The sequence below is a fragment of the Rhizobium sp. YAF28 genome (assembly GCF_052113285.1).
Taxonomy (GTDB): Bacteria; Pseudomonadota; Alphaproteobacteria; order Rhizobiales; family Rhizobiaceae; genus Rhizobium.
In genome coordinates, this window is sequence record NZ_JBFRCX010000008.1 from 129,989 (window position 1) to 144,467 (window position 14,479).

Below are 14,479 nucleotides of genomic sequence, written 5' to 3' on the forward strand. Positions count from 1 at the left end.
GAAACTGCAACACCGAATTAGCGAAAGCGATCGGATGAGGGCGGCACTTGTCTGAGCAGGTTGAGGGGAGACGGGCCGGAGGTTGGGCGACTGTCCGTTTCAAGTCACAGCTCTTTAAGAGAGCCGCCCGTGCGAACCAAACTCGACGCCATGTTGTCGCAAGCGCCTACCTTACGGACATATCGGGAGGCTCCGAGACCAGGAAATTTCCGTTGACCATGGCCGCTGACCATGGCCGCTCCGGGCCAGCGTCATTCGCTCTACCACAGCGCCTGGACGGCGATGACGACGAGAAAAGCAACTACCACCACGGAAACCATCCGTAAAACCGTGCGATTGGCCTGGGCGAGTACCTGTGGCTTCGGGTCTCGCTTGGGATGGAATTTGTGGCGACGTTTCTGTGGCGCTCCCGCTTGGGACGATTTGTTTGCTGCGGCCATGGCTGTTTCGCTCGACGTGGTGGATTTCCGGAACGCCAATCTAGCATGAAAGCTGTCTGGCGCTTAGTGCAGCGACACTGCGCTCACGCTCCACGAAGGCTTGGTAGTGGTGTGGGCCTTCTGGCCAGAACAGCTTGCGTTGTACGGGATGAGATTCATTGAGAAGGAGGGTGCCGCCATCCGCCGCAAGCTCTCGCATCACTCCAAAAAAGCGGTCCAAGTCTTGTGGTGGCGCAAAGGGCCCCGCGGACCGTACTGTCTGATTTGACGCGTTCAGTCAGGCGTAAGCAGCAACAGCGACGTTGGAATATGCTGGGAAAGTCTAGGCTTGGTTCGAGACATCCCGATGCTCTTCGGATTGACGTATTTGAGGGTCGGCGGCGCTGGATGCACCGTCCGTGTCCGTCGTCGCTTTGGCCGTCCGGGAAGCGCGCCATTGGGCGGGGGTCAATCCGAGATGCTGCTTAAAGGCCCGCTGGAAGGCAGCTTCAGATCGATACCCGGCCAGATCGGCCGCCGTAGCGGTCGACGTCGTCGGCATCCGCAGCGCATTGGCTGCCAGGGTGATGCGAACGTCTTGAAGAAGTTCGCTAGCGGAGCGACCCAAACTGCTCTCGAAGTAGCGGGCCAAAGTCGCCCGAGACAAGTTGCAAAGGCTTGCCAGTTTTGAAAGCGTCCATGGGCGGGCAGGTTCGAAGAAGATCGCGTTGAGCGCGGGAGCGAGCCTGACGTGGCTCGCAAGGGCGACCAGCCCTAGTGGCGCATCGTGGGATTGACTTGCCAGTCGCAGCGCCAGCGTGAACAACGCTGCCGAAAACGCGTTGAGCATCGCCTGACCGCCAATCCCCTCGACATTTGCCTCAGCCCGCATGAGGCCAACAAGGGCCTCCATCTGTTGGCGCGTCACGGATTGTGGCGATATCGCTGATTTTGATGTTCCTCGTACGATCATCCGTGAACGCAGATAAGTCCCCAGCAGACGGTCGTGAGGAGGGGCAAGCACAAAGCGGCCGCAAAGCATGTCCAGCCGTTCGCCCTGACCGGAGTTCTCGCTGATCACGACGTTCAGCCCTTGCCTTTGCGTCGCCTTCACCGGCTCGGTGCCGCTGCCATCGGTGAGGACGTGCGGTGCTCCAGCGGGGACCAGGAGGATGTCGCCAGACGTGAGACGCTGTGCTTTGTTGCCATGGCGATCATTCAGCCATGCCTCGCCGCTCAATATCACGTGATAAACGATGTCCTGGGCGGCCCCCTGCTCATACGCAACCCGCCAAGGTGCACCATAAAGGCAATGAAGCTCCAGCTTGCCGGTGACCGGCATCATTTCGAGCAGACGGCTAAGCCAATCGATGCGCTGCGACATGTCGATCTTTCCAGAATGAGCTGATCAAGCATGAATATGAGCTAAATTGGCATTAATCAAATCATGCTGCCGTTATAGCCTCCTCCCATTGTCATCGCAGAGGCAGATCGCATTCGACGCGCTGGGCTTCTGCCAGCCGAAGGGGAATTCCTATGCACGATATTGAGAATTTCGACACACTGATCCTTGGTAGCGGCCAGGGCGGCAAATTGCTTGCTTGGCACCTGGCTCGTTCCGGTGAGAAAGTTGCGGTCGTCGAACGAAGATGGGTCGGCGGTTCCTGCCCGGCGGTCGCCTGCCTGCCGAGCAAAAACGAGATCTGGAGTGCGCGGGTCGCTCATCTGGCTCGCCATGCGGCAGAATTTGGTACTGCGACTGGATCGGTGACCACCGATATGGCGGCCGTCCGCCGGCGCAAGCAAGCGATGGTCGATCGGGAGAGTGCGTTTCACCTTGATGCCTACAAGGCGAGCGGTGCCGAACTCATCATGGGGGAGGGAAAATTCGTCGGGCCGAAGACCATCGAAGTCAGCTTGAATGACGGCGGCCAGCGCAGGCTTTCCGGTAACCAGGTCGTGGTGAATGTCGGCAGTCATGCTGCGATACCGGATATCTCTGGCCTGTCGGCAGCGCGCGCAATGACCCATATCGAGGCGCTGGAGCTCGACTACCTGCCGTCGCATCTGATTGTGCTCGGAGGCGGCTATGTGGGTATCGAAATGGCGCAAGCGTACCGCCGCTTCGGCAGTCGCGTGACCATTGTCGAACCCTCGCAGCGATTGATGGGTCGGGAGGACGCCGATGTTGCCGAGGAGATACAGCGTATACTTGTTTCAGAGGGTATCGAGGTCCTTTTGGGTGCAAAACCGACACAAGTGTGGGGCTTGTCGGGGGACGCTGTTGTCGTCGAAGTTCATACCGACGCCGGAAACCGAACCGTCGAGGGTAGCGACTTGCTGGTGGCGGCTGGCCGGGTTCCAAATACTGCGGACATCGGACTTGAGAAGACCGGCGTCGAGCTGGATGATCGCGGGGTCATTCGCGTCAGTGAGCGTCTGGAAACTACAGAAGAAGGCGTTTGGGCGATCGGTGAGTGCGCCGGCAGTCCGCAGTTTACGCATGTGTCCGTTGACGATTTCAGGATCGTTCGTGACAACATGGCGGGAGGCAACCGTCGCACAGACGCGCGCCAGATCCCCTATGTAATGTTTACAGATCCTCCGCTTGCTCGTGTTGGCATGGGCGAAAGCGAGGCCCAGCACCTGGGCATTGCCTATCGTGCCGCGACGCTGCCAATGGGAAATGTGTTGCGCACCGAAGCGACCGAGGAGACCCAAGGCTTCATGAAAGCCGTGGTAAGCGCGAATGATGATCGCATCCTGGGCTTTACGATGATCGGCTCCGAGGCTGGAGAGGTCATGGCTGTGGTTCAAACGGCAATGATGGCCGGACTGCCATACACCCAGCTTCGCGAAGCGGTGATCGTGCACCTGGCGATGGCGGAAGGACTCGGCCCGCTTTTTGCTCGTATTCCCCCACTGCGATAGTTGCTCAGGGCGTTTTGGGCGCACAGAGAATACGCCGTCAGGCTTTCACCAACCGACATCGATAAGGTGAGCATTCGGCCAGGTGGTACATCTACGATTTTCCAGGTCGATCGAGCATTCAAAGAGGAATGACCTATCGCCGCCCTAGAGTTCGACGTGTCAGAAACCTTTTTTCCTGGGCCGGGACGTTTCCCGGTCCAGGCAAGCTGTCACGCGTGCTGATCGCTTCAATCCTGAATGGAGGGGGCGCTTCCCGGCTTGAGTTTGGCGTCGATGACGGGGACCACGACCTTGGGTCGGCGCACCGGCAGGACGAATGTCAATTGATCGTCGGCGACGGGGAATTGGGTATTCGACCATAAGGTATTGGCGGACGGCTGCAGCCAGGTGACCTCGCTGCCGTCATGCAGGAATTGCGCATATTCGATCTTGCCCGCCAGCGCATCGAAATGCAGATGGCGATAGGGCCAGTTGAGGAGGTGGATGTAGAGGCGATCGCCATTCTGGGTCAGCCGGCAATCGAGCGGCGCGGAGAAATCGGACTGGATGCAGCAGACGATGCTGCGCTCGTGCAGCGCCATCCACTCCTCATAAGTGGCAAGGCTGCAATCGCGCGGTGGTCGAGCGTGCCGCGCGCCGTCGGCCCGACATTCATCAGGAGATTGCCGTCCATGGCAACGGTGCCGACCAGCATCTGCACCAATTGTTCCGCGCTCCAAGTATCCTCGTCGCGGTGGTAACCCCAGGAGCCGCTCAGCGTATGACAAGCTTCCCAGACGCGCATGCCGCAATTGCGCGGCGGTGCCGTGCAAAAGGGTATTGAACTCTTCGATCTGTCCGGCAAACGTGCTCTGATTACCGGATCCAGCCAAGGCATCGGGTTTAGCCTGGCTCAGGCCCTGGCCGCGGCGGGTGCCGAAATCGTGCTCAATGGCCGCGATGCCGAAAAGCTCGCTACCGCGGCCGGGCTCCTGAGCGCGGCCGGCACGCCGGCGCAAACGCTGCTGTTCGACACGACCGACGCCAGGGCCGTACGTGCAGCCATCGACGCGTTCGAGCAATCCACAGGACCGATCGATATTCTCGTCAACAATGCCGGCATGCAGCATCGCGCCCCGCTAGAGGAGTTCGAGCCCGACATGTTCGAACTGCTGATGCGAACGAATGTCTCCGGCGCCTTCAACGTCGGCCAGGCCGTCGCACGCCACATGATCGCACGCGGGCGCGGCAAGATCATCAACATCGCTTCGATCCAGACCGCGCTTGCCCGGCCCGGAATTGCGCCCTATACCGCAAGCAAGGGCGCGCTCGGCAATCTCACCAAAGGCATGGCGACCGACTGGGCCCGCCATGGGCTGGCAGTCAATGCCATCGCCCCCGGATATTTGATACGCCGCTCAACGCAGCGCTCGTGGCCGATACCGAGTTTTCGAGCTGGATCGGGCGGCGCACGCCGGCCGGCCGCTGGGGCAGACTGGGAGGAACTGACGGGCGCCTGTATTTTTCTTGCCTCGGACGCCTCAAGTTATGTCAATGGTCACATACTTTACGTGGATGGAGGCATGTCGGCATGTCTGTGAGAGCCAATAAGACACTGGCGATTGGGCCGGCAAGCCGCTGATCGGCATTCTATCCACCTGGTCCGATCTCGATCCGCGTCACGCCCATTTCAGGCATCTGCTGCCGATGCTGAAGGCGCTGCTGCCATCCCGATATTCCCACGCTCATTGACCAAAGCTGTTGATTGATATATGAGGTAGACAGGTCTGTCTCACTTGGATTTTCGCGATGCCACGCCGCGCCATTGCCATCGAGAAACGTCAGCACATCATTGAAACTGCCTATACCCTGTTCAAGCGCGACGGCTTCCACGCCACCGGCATAGACCGGATCATTGCCGAGGCGGAGGTCGCCAAGATGACGATGTATCGGCATTTTCCCAGCAAGGACGGCCTGATTGTGGAGGTTCTGAACTGGCGGACGGATCGGTTCAAACGCCAGCTCGACCGGCTTTCGGAAACCGCAATGACGCCAGATGAGAAGATCATGGCGGTTTTCGATTGGCATGAACGCTGGTTCGACAGTCCGGATTTTCACGGATGCCTGTTTCAGCATGCGCTTGCGGAGTTCGGCGAGCGGGATCATGTGGTATTCGGGGCCGTCATGCGCCAGAAGCGCGATCTTCAGGACCGCATTCGGGACATCCTGGCGCCGTCGATGCAGGAGGGTCGAGAGCCGCATATCGCCATGATCCTGTTCATGCTGATCGAGGGGGCAACGATGCTCGCTCAGATGGGCCAGGGGAAAGAGGCGATCGACAATGCCCGGAACGTCGCCGCCGATCTGCTGGCGACGAGGACGCGGCAATGAGCGCCGCCGTCATCGGCCTGGCGCTTTTCGCCGCAGTCCTTCACGCCACATGGAACGCCTTCCTGCGCAGCGGCGGCGACCGGCTCTGGACCGTCACCGTCATGAGCTTTGCGAGCACGGTTGTCGCGCTTCCATTCCTGTTCATTTATCCGCTGCCGCCGTCGGCCGCATGGTCCTATATCTTCCTCTCTGCCCTCCTCCAGGTCGGCTATAGCGTCTTCCTCGTCGCGGCCTATCGTTATGGGCAACTGGGGCAGGTCTATCCGATCGTTCGCGGAACGGTGCCGCTACTCGTGGCGCTCGGCGGATTCGTCATCGCTGGCGACCACCTGGACCCTTTCCAGATTGCAGGTGTCATTCTCATTACCCTCGGGATCATGAGCCTATCCTTTGGTAAGGGCAGATCCTCCACTTCGTCTATCCTGTTCGCTTTGGCGACAGGAGCGATCATCGCCGCCTACGCAACGGTCGACTCCATCGGCGTACGACTGGCCGGCCAGAGCGGCGCCTATACTGCCTGGGTGCTCGTCCTCTATGGCACGTTCCTGCCTGTTGCGTTCATTGGTATGCGCCGGCGGCTTCGGGTCGATTTTCGAGCGCCGGACACATGGAAGGCTCTCGGAGGTGGCTTGGTTGCAATGATCGCCTACGGTGTGGTGATTGCCGCCTTCTCACTCGGACCGGCCGGCCCAATCACGGCGCTACGGGAAACAAGCGTTGTATTCGCCGTTTTGATCGGCTGGCTATTCCTTGGCGAAATCTTGACCGCTCGGCGCATTCTCGCCTGCATTATTGTTACGGCAGGGGCGATCCTGCTCGGGAGTTGAACCCTGTCGCGAAAATCCCAAACCTCTCGCCAGCGCGCCTCGCTGGCATTTTTCGCCAATCTATTTCCTGAACACAAACTGCGCGAGGCAACGGGAGAGGCAGCACGCGGGCAATGCGCTTGCCGTCAATGATTTTGATCGACTGGCTGCTCCAAATCCGAGGGAGGTTCTGCGAGCATATCTCGCATGCAAAATCTGCACTAAGGTGCGATTGGTTCGGACCGCAAATCGACCTATGTTCAGCGTCTGACGTTTCTCATCGCGTCGCCCTTGACCGCGGCGTCAAAGCACACAGGCACCTTCCATGACCAAAGGCTCGGATCTCCTCATTGCGGCGCTTGAGAACGAAGGCGTGGAGCGTATCTTCGGCATTCCAGGCGAAGAAAACCTCGATGTCGTCGAATCCATTCGCAAATCGTCTATCCAGCTCGTGCTCACGCGACACGAGCAGGCAGCTGCGTTCATGGCAGCGACCTACGGACGGCTGACGGGTAAGCCTGGCGTATGCCTGACGACGCTCGGGCCAGGAGCGCTGAACCTGTCGACTGGAGCAGCCTATGCTCTTCTCGGCGCAATGCCCATGGTGATGATCACCGGCCAGAAGGGTATTCTTTCATCGCGCCAGGCCCGCTTCCAGATCGTTGACGTCGTCGCATCGATGAAGCCGTTGACGAAGCTGACGCGTCAGATCGTTTCGCCGCAGATGATCCCGACCCTGGTGAGGGAGGCGTTCAGGATCGCGCAGGAGGAACGGCCTGGTCCAGTTCATCTCGAACTGCCTGAAGACATCGCAGCAGAAGAGTGTGAAGACATCGCGCTGGTAGCGCCGCATCAGCTTGAACTACCGACCGCAAGCGACGCTGCGCTTGATCGTGCGGCTGCGCTGATTGCATCGGCCAAGCGTCCATTGCTCATGTTCGGAGCGGCAGCCTCGCGTCCTCGATCCACGTCGGACATCGCCCAGTTCGTTATTCGAACGCGCATCCCTTATTTCACGACCCAGATGGGGAAGGGGACGGTTCCAGGGGGAACTGAGCTCTATATGGGCACCGCGGCCCTCTCGGAGCGAGACTATGTCCACGAGGCCATCGAGCAGGCGGACCTGATCGTCACGATCGGCCATGACACGATCGAAAAACCTCCGTTCATCATGGGCAAGGGCGGCCCCAAGGTCGTCCATGTCGGATACCAGCCGGCGACGGTCGAGCAGGTCTATTTTCCTCAGACCGAGGTCATCGGCGACATCGGACCGTCACTCAAGGCGCTCGCCGATCGCCTGGAAGGCAAGCTCCCAAACGCGCAGGCGCTTCTTCACCTGCGAGAGCGAATTCTCAATCGCATTGCAGACCGGGCGACCGAGGAACGGTTTACGCCCCAGAGGCTCGTCCACGACATCCGAGAGGTCATGCCCCACGATGGCATTCTCGCTCTCGACAACGGCATGTACAAGATATGGTTCGCTCGCAATTATCGCACCAAAATGGCGAATACTCTGCTTCTCGACAACGCGCTTGCGACGATGGGGGCTGGCCTTCCGTCCGCGATGGTCGCGTCGATGCTTTACCCGCAACGGCGGGTCATGGCGATCTGCGGCGACGGCGGGTTCATGATGAATTCGCAGGAGCTGGAGACCGCCGTCCGGCTGAAATTGAACCTTGTCGTTCTCGTGATTGAAGACGATGCCTATGGGATGATCCGTTGGAAGCAGGCCGTCGACGAATTTCCGGACTTCGGCATGACATTCGGCAATCCGGATTTCGTCAAATATGCGCAATCCTACGGCGCCAAAGGAACGAGGGTCGATGATATCGGCCAGCTCAAGCAGGTTCTCGAGGATGCGTTCAAAGGTGGGGGCGTGCATCTGGTCAACGTCCCCGTCGACTATTCGGAAAATGAACGTGTGCTGGTGAAAGAGCTGCGCGAACGGCTCCCGGCAATTCTGGAGGCATGAGATGTCGCATAGCTTAACGGTTTATCAGGCGTTTGATCGAGCGATCATCACCGAGTTACCGACCGATGCCGCCGCCGCGCTTGATCGCAAGCTGGATACTGCCGCGAAAGCCTTTGCCGATCGCGATGGGTGGTTGCCTGCGTATCAGCGCATGGCGATCCTGAGAAAGGCGTCGGAACTGCTGCACGACAATAGGGATCGTTTCGCGATGATGATTGCGCGGGAAGGCGGCAAGCCTCTAGCGGACGCCATCGTCGAGGTCACACGGGCAATCGACGGGCTGATCAACGCCGCCGATGAAATCCGCAACTTCGGCGGCAAGGAAATCCCGATGGGGTTGACGGCCGCGAGCCTGAATCGCCTGGCGTTTACAACGAAAGAGCCGATCGGTGTCGTCGCGGCGATCTCGGCATTCAACCATCCCCTCAATCTCATCGTCCATCAAATTGCGCCTGCGATCGCCGTCGGGTGCCCCGTCATTGTAAAGCCCGCGGCAACAACGCCAATTTCATGCGTCGAAATCGTGAAGTTGATTTGGGAGGCCGGCCTGGACGAGCGCTGGTGCCAGACCTTCGTCACCGATGACAACGCGCTTGCTGAATCCTTTGCGACCGATCCCCGCGTCGCGTTTTTAAGCTTCATCGGATCTGCGAAAGTCGGCTGGTATCTCAAGAGCAAGCTGCCGCCAGGCACGAGATGCGCGCTTGAACATGGCGGTGCCGCACCTGTTATCGTTGATGGAAGTGCAGATGCGGCCGCAGTCGTCAGTCCCATCGTCAAAGGTGGCTACTATCATGCAGGCCAGGTCTGTGTGTCGGTCCAGCGGATATTCGTGCACGAAGATATCCTGGAGCCGTTCACCGAGAGCCTTGCCGCTGCGGTCGCGGCCCTTCGGGTCGGCGATCCGACCCTCAAGCAAACCGAGGTGGGGCCACTGATCCTGCCACGCGAAACGGAGCGGGTAGCGAACTGGATCCGGGAAGCCGTTGATGCCGGAACAAAACAGCTCGGAGGCGGGCGCCTGTCGGAAACGACGCTGCTGCCGTCGGTGCTGCTCAATCCGCCGGCGGACGCAAAGGTGTCGCAACTCGAAGTCTTCGGTCCGCTGACCTGCGTCTACGGTTACCGAAACCTCGACGATGCAATTCAGAGTGCCAACTCGCTGCCTTATGCGTTTCAGTCGAGCGTATTTTCCTCTGATATTGCCGTTGCACTCCGGGCGGCGAAGCGTCTGGATGCAGCCACCGTTCTCATCAACGACCACACTGCGTTTAGGACGGACTGGATGCCGTTTGCAGGTCGCCGCCAGTCCGGTTATGGCGTCGGCGGTATCCCTTGGACGATGCAGGAGATGGCCGATGACAAGATGGTCGTTCTCAATGGGGTAAGCTAGGCGCTTGCCTCTTGCGCGGAGGGGAGTGCCCAGCACCGGGGCAGCGTTTCCCTTTCTCCTTCGGATCGTTATGCCGAACTTGCTTCGGTTGACATTGTCGATGAGGCCGGCGCCATCTTCGATCTGGATGTTCGCCTGTAGGCTTTCAGCAGGAACTCAGCCGACGCGTGGCTGGGTTTCTGCTCTCAAGTCACGGTAATGCGCCGTCAGTCGCTCGAGGCCGAAAGCTCTGTTAAGCCCGCTGGGGTTCGGCAGAACCCAGGTGTTGGCGCCGGCGAATAGCTCGCTCTGCCTTCCCCAATCGCAGTCCGCCCGTGCGGTAATCGCTGCGAAGGCAGCCTTGCCGAGAAAGGCGAGGTTGGCCGGCGCGAACTTGGTTATCTTCGCTTCGAGCAGAGGTGCTGCCTTTTTATAGTCGTCCAGCCGCAATTCGCTGGCGCTCTTCGTGGCTCGCGAGACGGCGGCCGTGATGCCGCATCCGTACTGGAGCAGTTCCTGCTCTTCGTCGGCGCGCAAGAGGCGCGATGTAAAGCCGGAAAGGTGTAGCACCCTCCAGAAGCGGTTGCTGGGAGACGAGAAATTATGGCCGTCCCGGACTGCCGACAGTGCAGGGTTCAGCCCACAGAAAACGACGGACAGGCCCAAGCCGAGCACGTCCGAAAGCCCGGCTGGCGTTTGTTTCACATCCCCGCCGCGATCCATCTGCGCAGACACCAGCCGATCTCCCTTCAATTGATTGATCATACCCGGCGCGCTCCCTTTGCCCATAGCGTCGTTCTGACCACGAGGCAATCACGCTTCACCCCGTAGGCGTGGCACGTCAGGGTCTTGCACTGTTCGACATGCCGGCAATCTGCATCATGACGGGGTCGCTGACAGGACTGTGACGATTGTTACTTGCAATGTTTATAAAAATGTCTATCACTAAACATATTGCTAAACATGAGGGTTGAGGAGTTCATGTAGGCATTCTCTGAAATTGGTGGACTTGCATGTCGGCGGGGAGCCGGCTTTGGTTCTGGGAGGAACGTATGCAAAAGAAATCGAAAGCCCTTCTCGGGCTGGCATCGGCATTCATCATGTCGTCGGCGCTGCCCAATCTCGCAAAAGCTGATCAACTGACACTCTGCTGGGCGGCCTGGGACCCGGCCAACGCGCTTGTCGAACTCTCGAAAGATTTCACCGCCAAAACCGGCACCGAAATGAAGTTCGAGTTCGTGCCGTGGACCAGCTATGCGGACCGCTTTCTCAACGAACTGAACTCTCACGGAAAGCTCTGCGACCTGATCATCGGCGACAGCCAGTGGATCGGCGGCTCGGCTGAAAACGGCCACTACGTCAAGCTCAACGATTTCTTCGACAAGGAAGGCATCAAGATGGATGACTTCGTGCCGGCGACGGTGGTTGGCTACTCGGAATGGCCGAAGAATACGCCGAACTACTGGGCGCTGCCTGCCATGGGCGACGTGGTCGGCTGGACCTATCGCAAGGATTGGTTCGAGCGGCCGGAACTGCAGAAGGAATTCAAGGAAAAATATGGCCGCGATCTCACCGCGCCCAAGACCTATGACGAGCTGAAGCAGATCGCCGAGTTTTTCCAGAAGCGTGAGATCGACGGGAAGACAGTCTACGGCGCTTCGATCTACACCGAGCGCGGTTCCGAAGGCATCACGATGGGTGTGACCAACGTGCTGTATGACTGGGGTTTCCAGTACGACAGCCCTGAAAAGCCTTATGAAATGGAAGGATTCGTCAATTCACCCGATGCGGTGAAGGGGCTGGAATTCTACAAGTCGCTCTATGATTGCTGCACTCCGCCCGGCAGCTCCAACGTCTACATGGTCGAGTCGGCCGATGCCTTCAAATCCGGCCAGGTCGCGATGCAGATGAATTTCGCCTTCACTTGGCCTGGCCTCTACAAGGACGAGAAGGTGGGCGGCGACAAGATCGGTTTCTTCCCCAACCCGGCTGAAAAGAAGCACTTCGCTCAGCTCGGCGGACAGGGCATCTCGGTCGTTTCCTATTCCGACAAGAAGGACGCTGCCCTCCAGTATATCAAGTGGTTCGCTCAGCCCGAGGTGCAGGCGAAATGGTGGCAGCTCGGCGGCTATTCCTGCCTGAAATCGGTGGTGAACGCTCCTGACTTTGCTTCCAGCCAGCCCTATGCCCAGGCTTTCCTGGACTCGATGGCGATCGTGAAGGATTTCTGGGCCGAGCCGAGCTACGCGACCCTCCTCCAGGACATGCAGAAGCGCGTTCATAACTATGTCGTGGCCGGCAACGGCACCGCGCAAGAGGCGCTTGATGGCCTGGTGAAGGACTGGACCGAAGTCTTCAAGGACGATGGCAAGATCTAGTGTCCGGCTGGACGCACAACCTTCTTGTCAGAATGGCGGCCCGGCTCGCCAAGACTGCCGGGCCGCCACATGTCTCATATACGCAAAGACCAGGTGACACCTTGAACATTTCTTCTTCCTCTATGGTCGAGAAGGCTGCAGACGCAACTGCAAGGGCGACGCCGACATCGCTTGCCCGCCGCGTCCGCGGACTATCCGATCGAGCAATCGCCTGGGTATTTATCGCGCCCACCATTATCCTGCTTCTCGCCATCAACATCTTTCCGCTGATCTGGGCGATCTATCTGTCGTTCACGAATTATCGCGCCAACCGTCCGAATGCGCCGGTCCTGAACGTTGGATTGGGCAATTACGAGCGGGTGCTCAACGACCCCGACATCTGGCAGGCGATGCAGACGACGGCGCACTTCGTCTTCTGGACGATCCTGCTGCAGACCGTCATCGGTTTTACGCTCGCCTATCTGATCGACCGCAAGTTTCGCGGCCACGCCTTCTGGACGACGCTGATCCTGATCCCGATGATGCTGTCTCCAGCCGTCGTCGGCAACTTCTGGCGCTTCCTCTATGAGCCGCAGATCGGTCTCTTCGCCTATGCAGTTTCCCTGGTCACCGGCATCCCGACAGCCGACATACAGATGCTCGGTAGCGTTTCGCTTGCACCCTGGGCGATCATTATCGTCGACACCTGGATGTGGACGCCGTACGTCATGCTGATCTGCCTGGCAGGCCTGCGTTCCATCCCCGACTATATCTATGAGGCGGCCGAGGTGGACCGCGCCTCCGCCTGGCGGCAATTCTGGTCGATTACCGTGCCGATGGCGCTGCCCTTCATCATGCTTGCGGTGCTGTTTCGCGGCATCGAGAATTTCAAGATGTTCGACATGGTGACACTGCTGACAGGTGGTGGCCCGGGCTCGACCACCGAGGTTGCCTCCATCACCTTGAAGCGGGCCGCCTTCGAGAGCTGGGCAACCGGACGGGCGTCGGCCTTTGCCATCGTCCTCTTCGTTGCCGTGTTCGGTCTCGCAAACATCTACGTCAAGGCACTCAACAAGGTGAAGCAGCGATGAGCTCGGTTACCTCAGCCCATTCGGTCGTCGAGCCGAGCCCGACCAGCAAGAGGATCGCCGGTGCTATCGTGATCCTCTACGCCCTGATCACGATGATCCCGCTCGTGTGGATCTTCCTGACCAGCATCAAATCTCCGCCGGATTCCATCAGCTATCCTCCGAAGATCGTCTTCACGCCGACCTTGGAAGGCTACTGTAATCTGCTGACGACGAGAACGCGTCAGACGCCGGAATACATCACCTCCCTGCCTGCACCGACCGGCACCTGTGATGGGGTTACCCGCAAACGAAACATGGTCATTGCGGGTCCCTCGAATTTCCTGCCACGCTTTGCCAATTCTCTGGTGATTGCCTTCGGCTCGACATTTCTGGCCGTCTCGTTGGGCACCTTGGCCGCCTACGGTTTTTCCCGTTTCAGGATACCGCTCGCCGACGACCTTCTGTTCTTCATCCTGTCGACGCGCATGATGCCGCCCATCGCGGTCGCCATACCGATCTATCTGATGTACCGCGAGCTTGGCCTCTCCGACACGGCGCTGGGCATGATCCTGCTCTACACGGCAGTCAACGTGTCGCTCGCCGTCTGGCTGCTTAAAGGCTTCATCGACGAGATCCCGCGCGAATATGAAGAGGCTGCGATGATCGACGGCTACACCCGGCTGCAGGCCTTCTGGAAGGTCGTCCTGCCGCAGGCCACCACCGGCATCGCCGCCACTGCGATCTTCTGCCTGATCTTTGCCTGGAACGAATATGCCTTTGTCGCATTGCTGACCTCGGGTGAAGCCCAGACGGCACCGCCATTCATCCCGACCATCATCGGCGAAGGCGGCCAGGACTGGCCTGCCGTTGCTGCGGGAACAACGATCTTCCTGATCCCGATCCTCGTCTTCACCATTCTGCTGCGCAAGCAGCTCTTGCGCGGCATCACTTTCGGAGCGGTTCGCAAATGACCCATCTCATCGAGACCCCACGCCCATCCCGCCCGAAGCGCCCGTTCTTTTTGCGCCGAGGCCCCATGGAGAACATCGCGACCGCCTTGATCGCCATCGGTTTCCTCATGCTCTTCCAGCCGTTCCTTCTCGTGCTCTATACCTATTCGTTGGTGACGCTGCTCGCAGGCACCGCCATGTTCATCATCGTCTCGAAGTTTCCGGAGTGAGC

Annotated in this window: 12 protein-coding genes and 1 pseudogene; 10 read left to right on the plus strand and 3 right to left on the minus strand. The window is 59.3% G+C overall.

Going from position 1 to position 14,479, the window contains the following annotated elements:
• Window positions 1–762: 762 nt before the first annotated feature.
• On the minus strand, window positions 763–1,803 hold the full coding sequence (locus tag AB4Z13_RS19470; RefSeq protein ID WP_113320751.1) for an AraC family transcriptional regulator: 1,041 nt from the start codon (window positions 1,801–1,803) through the stop codon (window positions 763–765).
• Between the two features lie 152 nt (window positions 1,804–1,955).
• On the opposite strand from AB4Z13_RS19470, the gene AB4Z13_RS19475 reads away from it, so the two are divergent.
• On the plus strand, window positions 1,956–3,350 hold the full coding sequence (locus AB4Z13_RS19475) for an FAD-dependent oxidoreductase (RefSeq protein WP_442206540.1): 1,395 nt from the start codon (window positions 1,956–1,958) through the stop codon (window positions 3,348–3,350).
• A gap of 227 nt (window positions 3,351–3,577) precedes the next feature.
• Here the strand turns inward: AB4Z13_RS19475 and AB4Z13_RS19480 are convergent.
• Window positions 3,578–4,137 (minus strand): annotated as a pseudogene (locus tag AB4Z13_RS19480) (alpha-L-fucosidase); the annotation flags it as partial.
• Window positions 4,138–4,141: 4 nt separating this feature from the next.
• On the opposite strand from AB4Z13_RS19480, the gene AB4Z13_RS19485 reads away from it, so the two are divergent.
• The 5 genes from AB4Z13_RS19485 (at window position 4,142) to AB4Z13_RS19505 (ending at window position 9,891) form a co-directional block, all read left to right on the plus strand.
• Entirely contained in the window at window positions 4,142–4,930 is a 789-nt protein-coding gene (locus AB4Z13_RS19485) for an SDR family NAD(P)-dependent oxidoreductase (protein ID WP_442206647.1), read from the plus strand.
• Between the two features lie 208 nt (window positions 4,931–5,138).
• Window positions 5,139–5,720 carry a TetR/AcrR family transcriptional regulator gene (locus AB4Z13_RS19490; protein ID WP_442206541.1) on the plus strand — a complete coding sequence of 194 codons (582 nt, stop codon included), beginning with the start codon at window positions 5,139–5,141 and terminating at the stop codon, window positions 5,718–5,720.
• A complete protein-coding gene (locus AB4Z13_RS19495; RefSeq protein ID WP_442206542.1) occupies window positions 5,717–6,547 on the plus strand; it encodes an EamA family transporter in 831 nt (276 codons plus the stop codon). The genes AB4Z13_RS19490 and AB4Z13_RS19495 overlap by 4 nt, the downstream gene beginning before the upstream one ends.
• Before the next feature lie 304 nt (window positions 6,548–6,851).
• On the plus strand, window positions 6,852–8,498 hold the full coding sequence (locus AB4Z13_RS19500) for an acetolactate synthase large subunit (protein ID WP_442206543.1): 1,647 nt from the start codon (window positions 6,852–6,854) through the stop codon (window positions 8,496–8,498).
• A gap of 1 nt (window position 8,499) precedes the next feature.
• Window positions 8,500–9,891, plus strand: coding sequence for an aldehyde dehydrogenase family protein (locus AB4Z13_RS19505; protein ID WP_442206544.1), 1,392 nt, complete (start codon window positions 8,500–8,502; stop codon window positions 9,889–9,891).
• 156 nt (window positions 9,892–10,047) lie between these two features.
• On the opposite strand, the gene mug is transcribed toward AB4Z13_RS19505, so the two are convergent.
• Window positions 10,048–10,593: a G/U mismatch-specific DNA glycosylase gene (mug, locus tag AB4Z13_RS19510; RefSeq protein WP_442206648.1), complete on the minus strand. Its 546-nt coding sequence runs from the start codon at window positions 10,591–10,593 to the stop codon at window positions 10,048–10,050.
• A gap of 329 nt (window positions 10,594–10,922) precedes the next feature.
• On the opposite strand from mug, the gene AB4Z13_RS19515 reads away from it, so the two are divergent.
• The 4 genes from AB4Z13_RS19515 (at window position 10,923) to AB4Z13_RS19530 (ending at window position 14,477) form a co-directional block, all read left to right on the plus strand.
• Window positions 10,923–12,248 (plus strand): ABC transporter substrate-binding protein, encoded by a 1,326-nt coding sequence (locus tag AB4Z13_RS19515; protein WP_442206545.1) that lies wholly within the window; start codon window positions 10,923–10,925, stop codon window positions 12,246–12,248.
• A 101-nt stretch (window positions 12,249–12,349) separates the two neighbouring features.
• Window positions 12,350–13,318, plus strand: a complete 969-nt coding sequence (locus tag AB4Z13_RS19520) for a carbohydrate ABC transporter permease (protein ID WP_183800803.1) — start codon at window positions 12,350–12,352, stop codon at window positions 13,316–13,318.
• A complete protein-coding gene (locus AB4Z13_RS19525) occupies window positions 13,315–14,268 on the plus strand; it encodes a carbohydrate ABC transporter permease (protein WP_442206546.1) in 954 nt (317 codons plus the stop codon). The genes AB4Z13_RS19520 and AB4Z13_RS19525 overlap by 4 nt, the downstream gene beginning before the upstream one ends.
• Window positions 14,265–14,477 (plus strand): hypothetical protein, encoded by a 213-nt coding sequence (locus AB4Z13_RS19530; protein WP_007814759.1) that lies wholly within the window; start codon window positions 14,265–14,267, stop codon window positions 14,475–14,477. Before AB4Z13_RS19525 ends, AB4Z13_RS19530 begins: the two co-directional genes overlap by 4 nt.
• The last annotated feature ends 2 nt before the right edge of the window (window positions 14,478–14,479 follow it).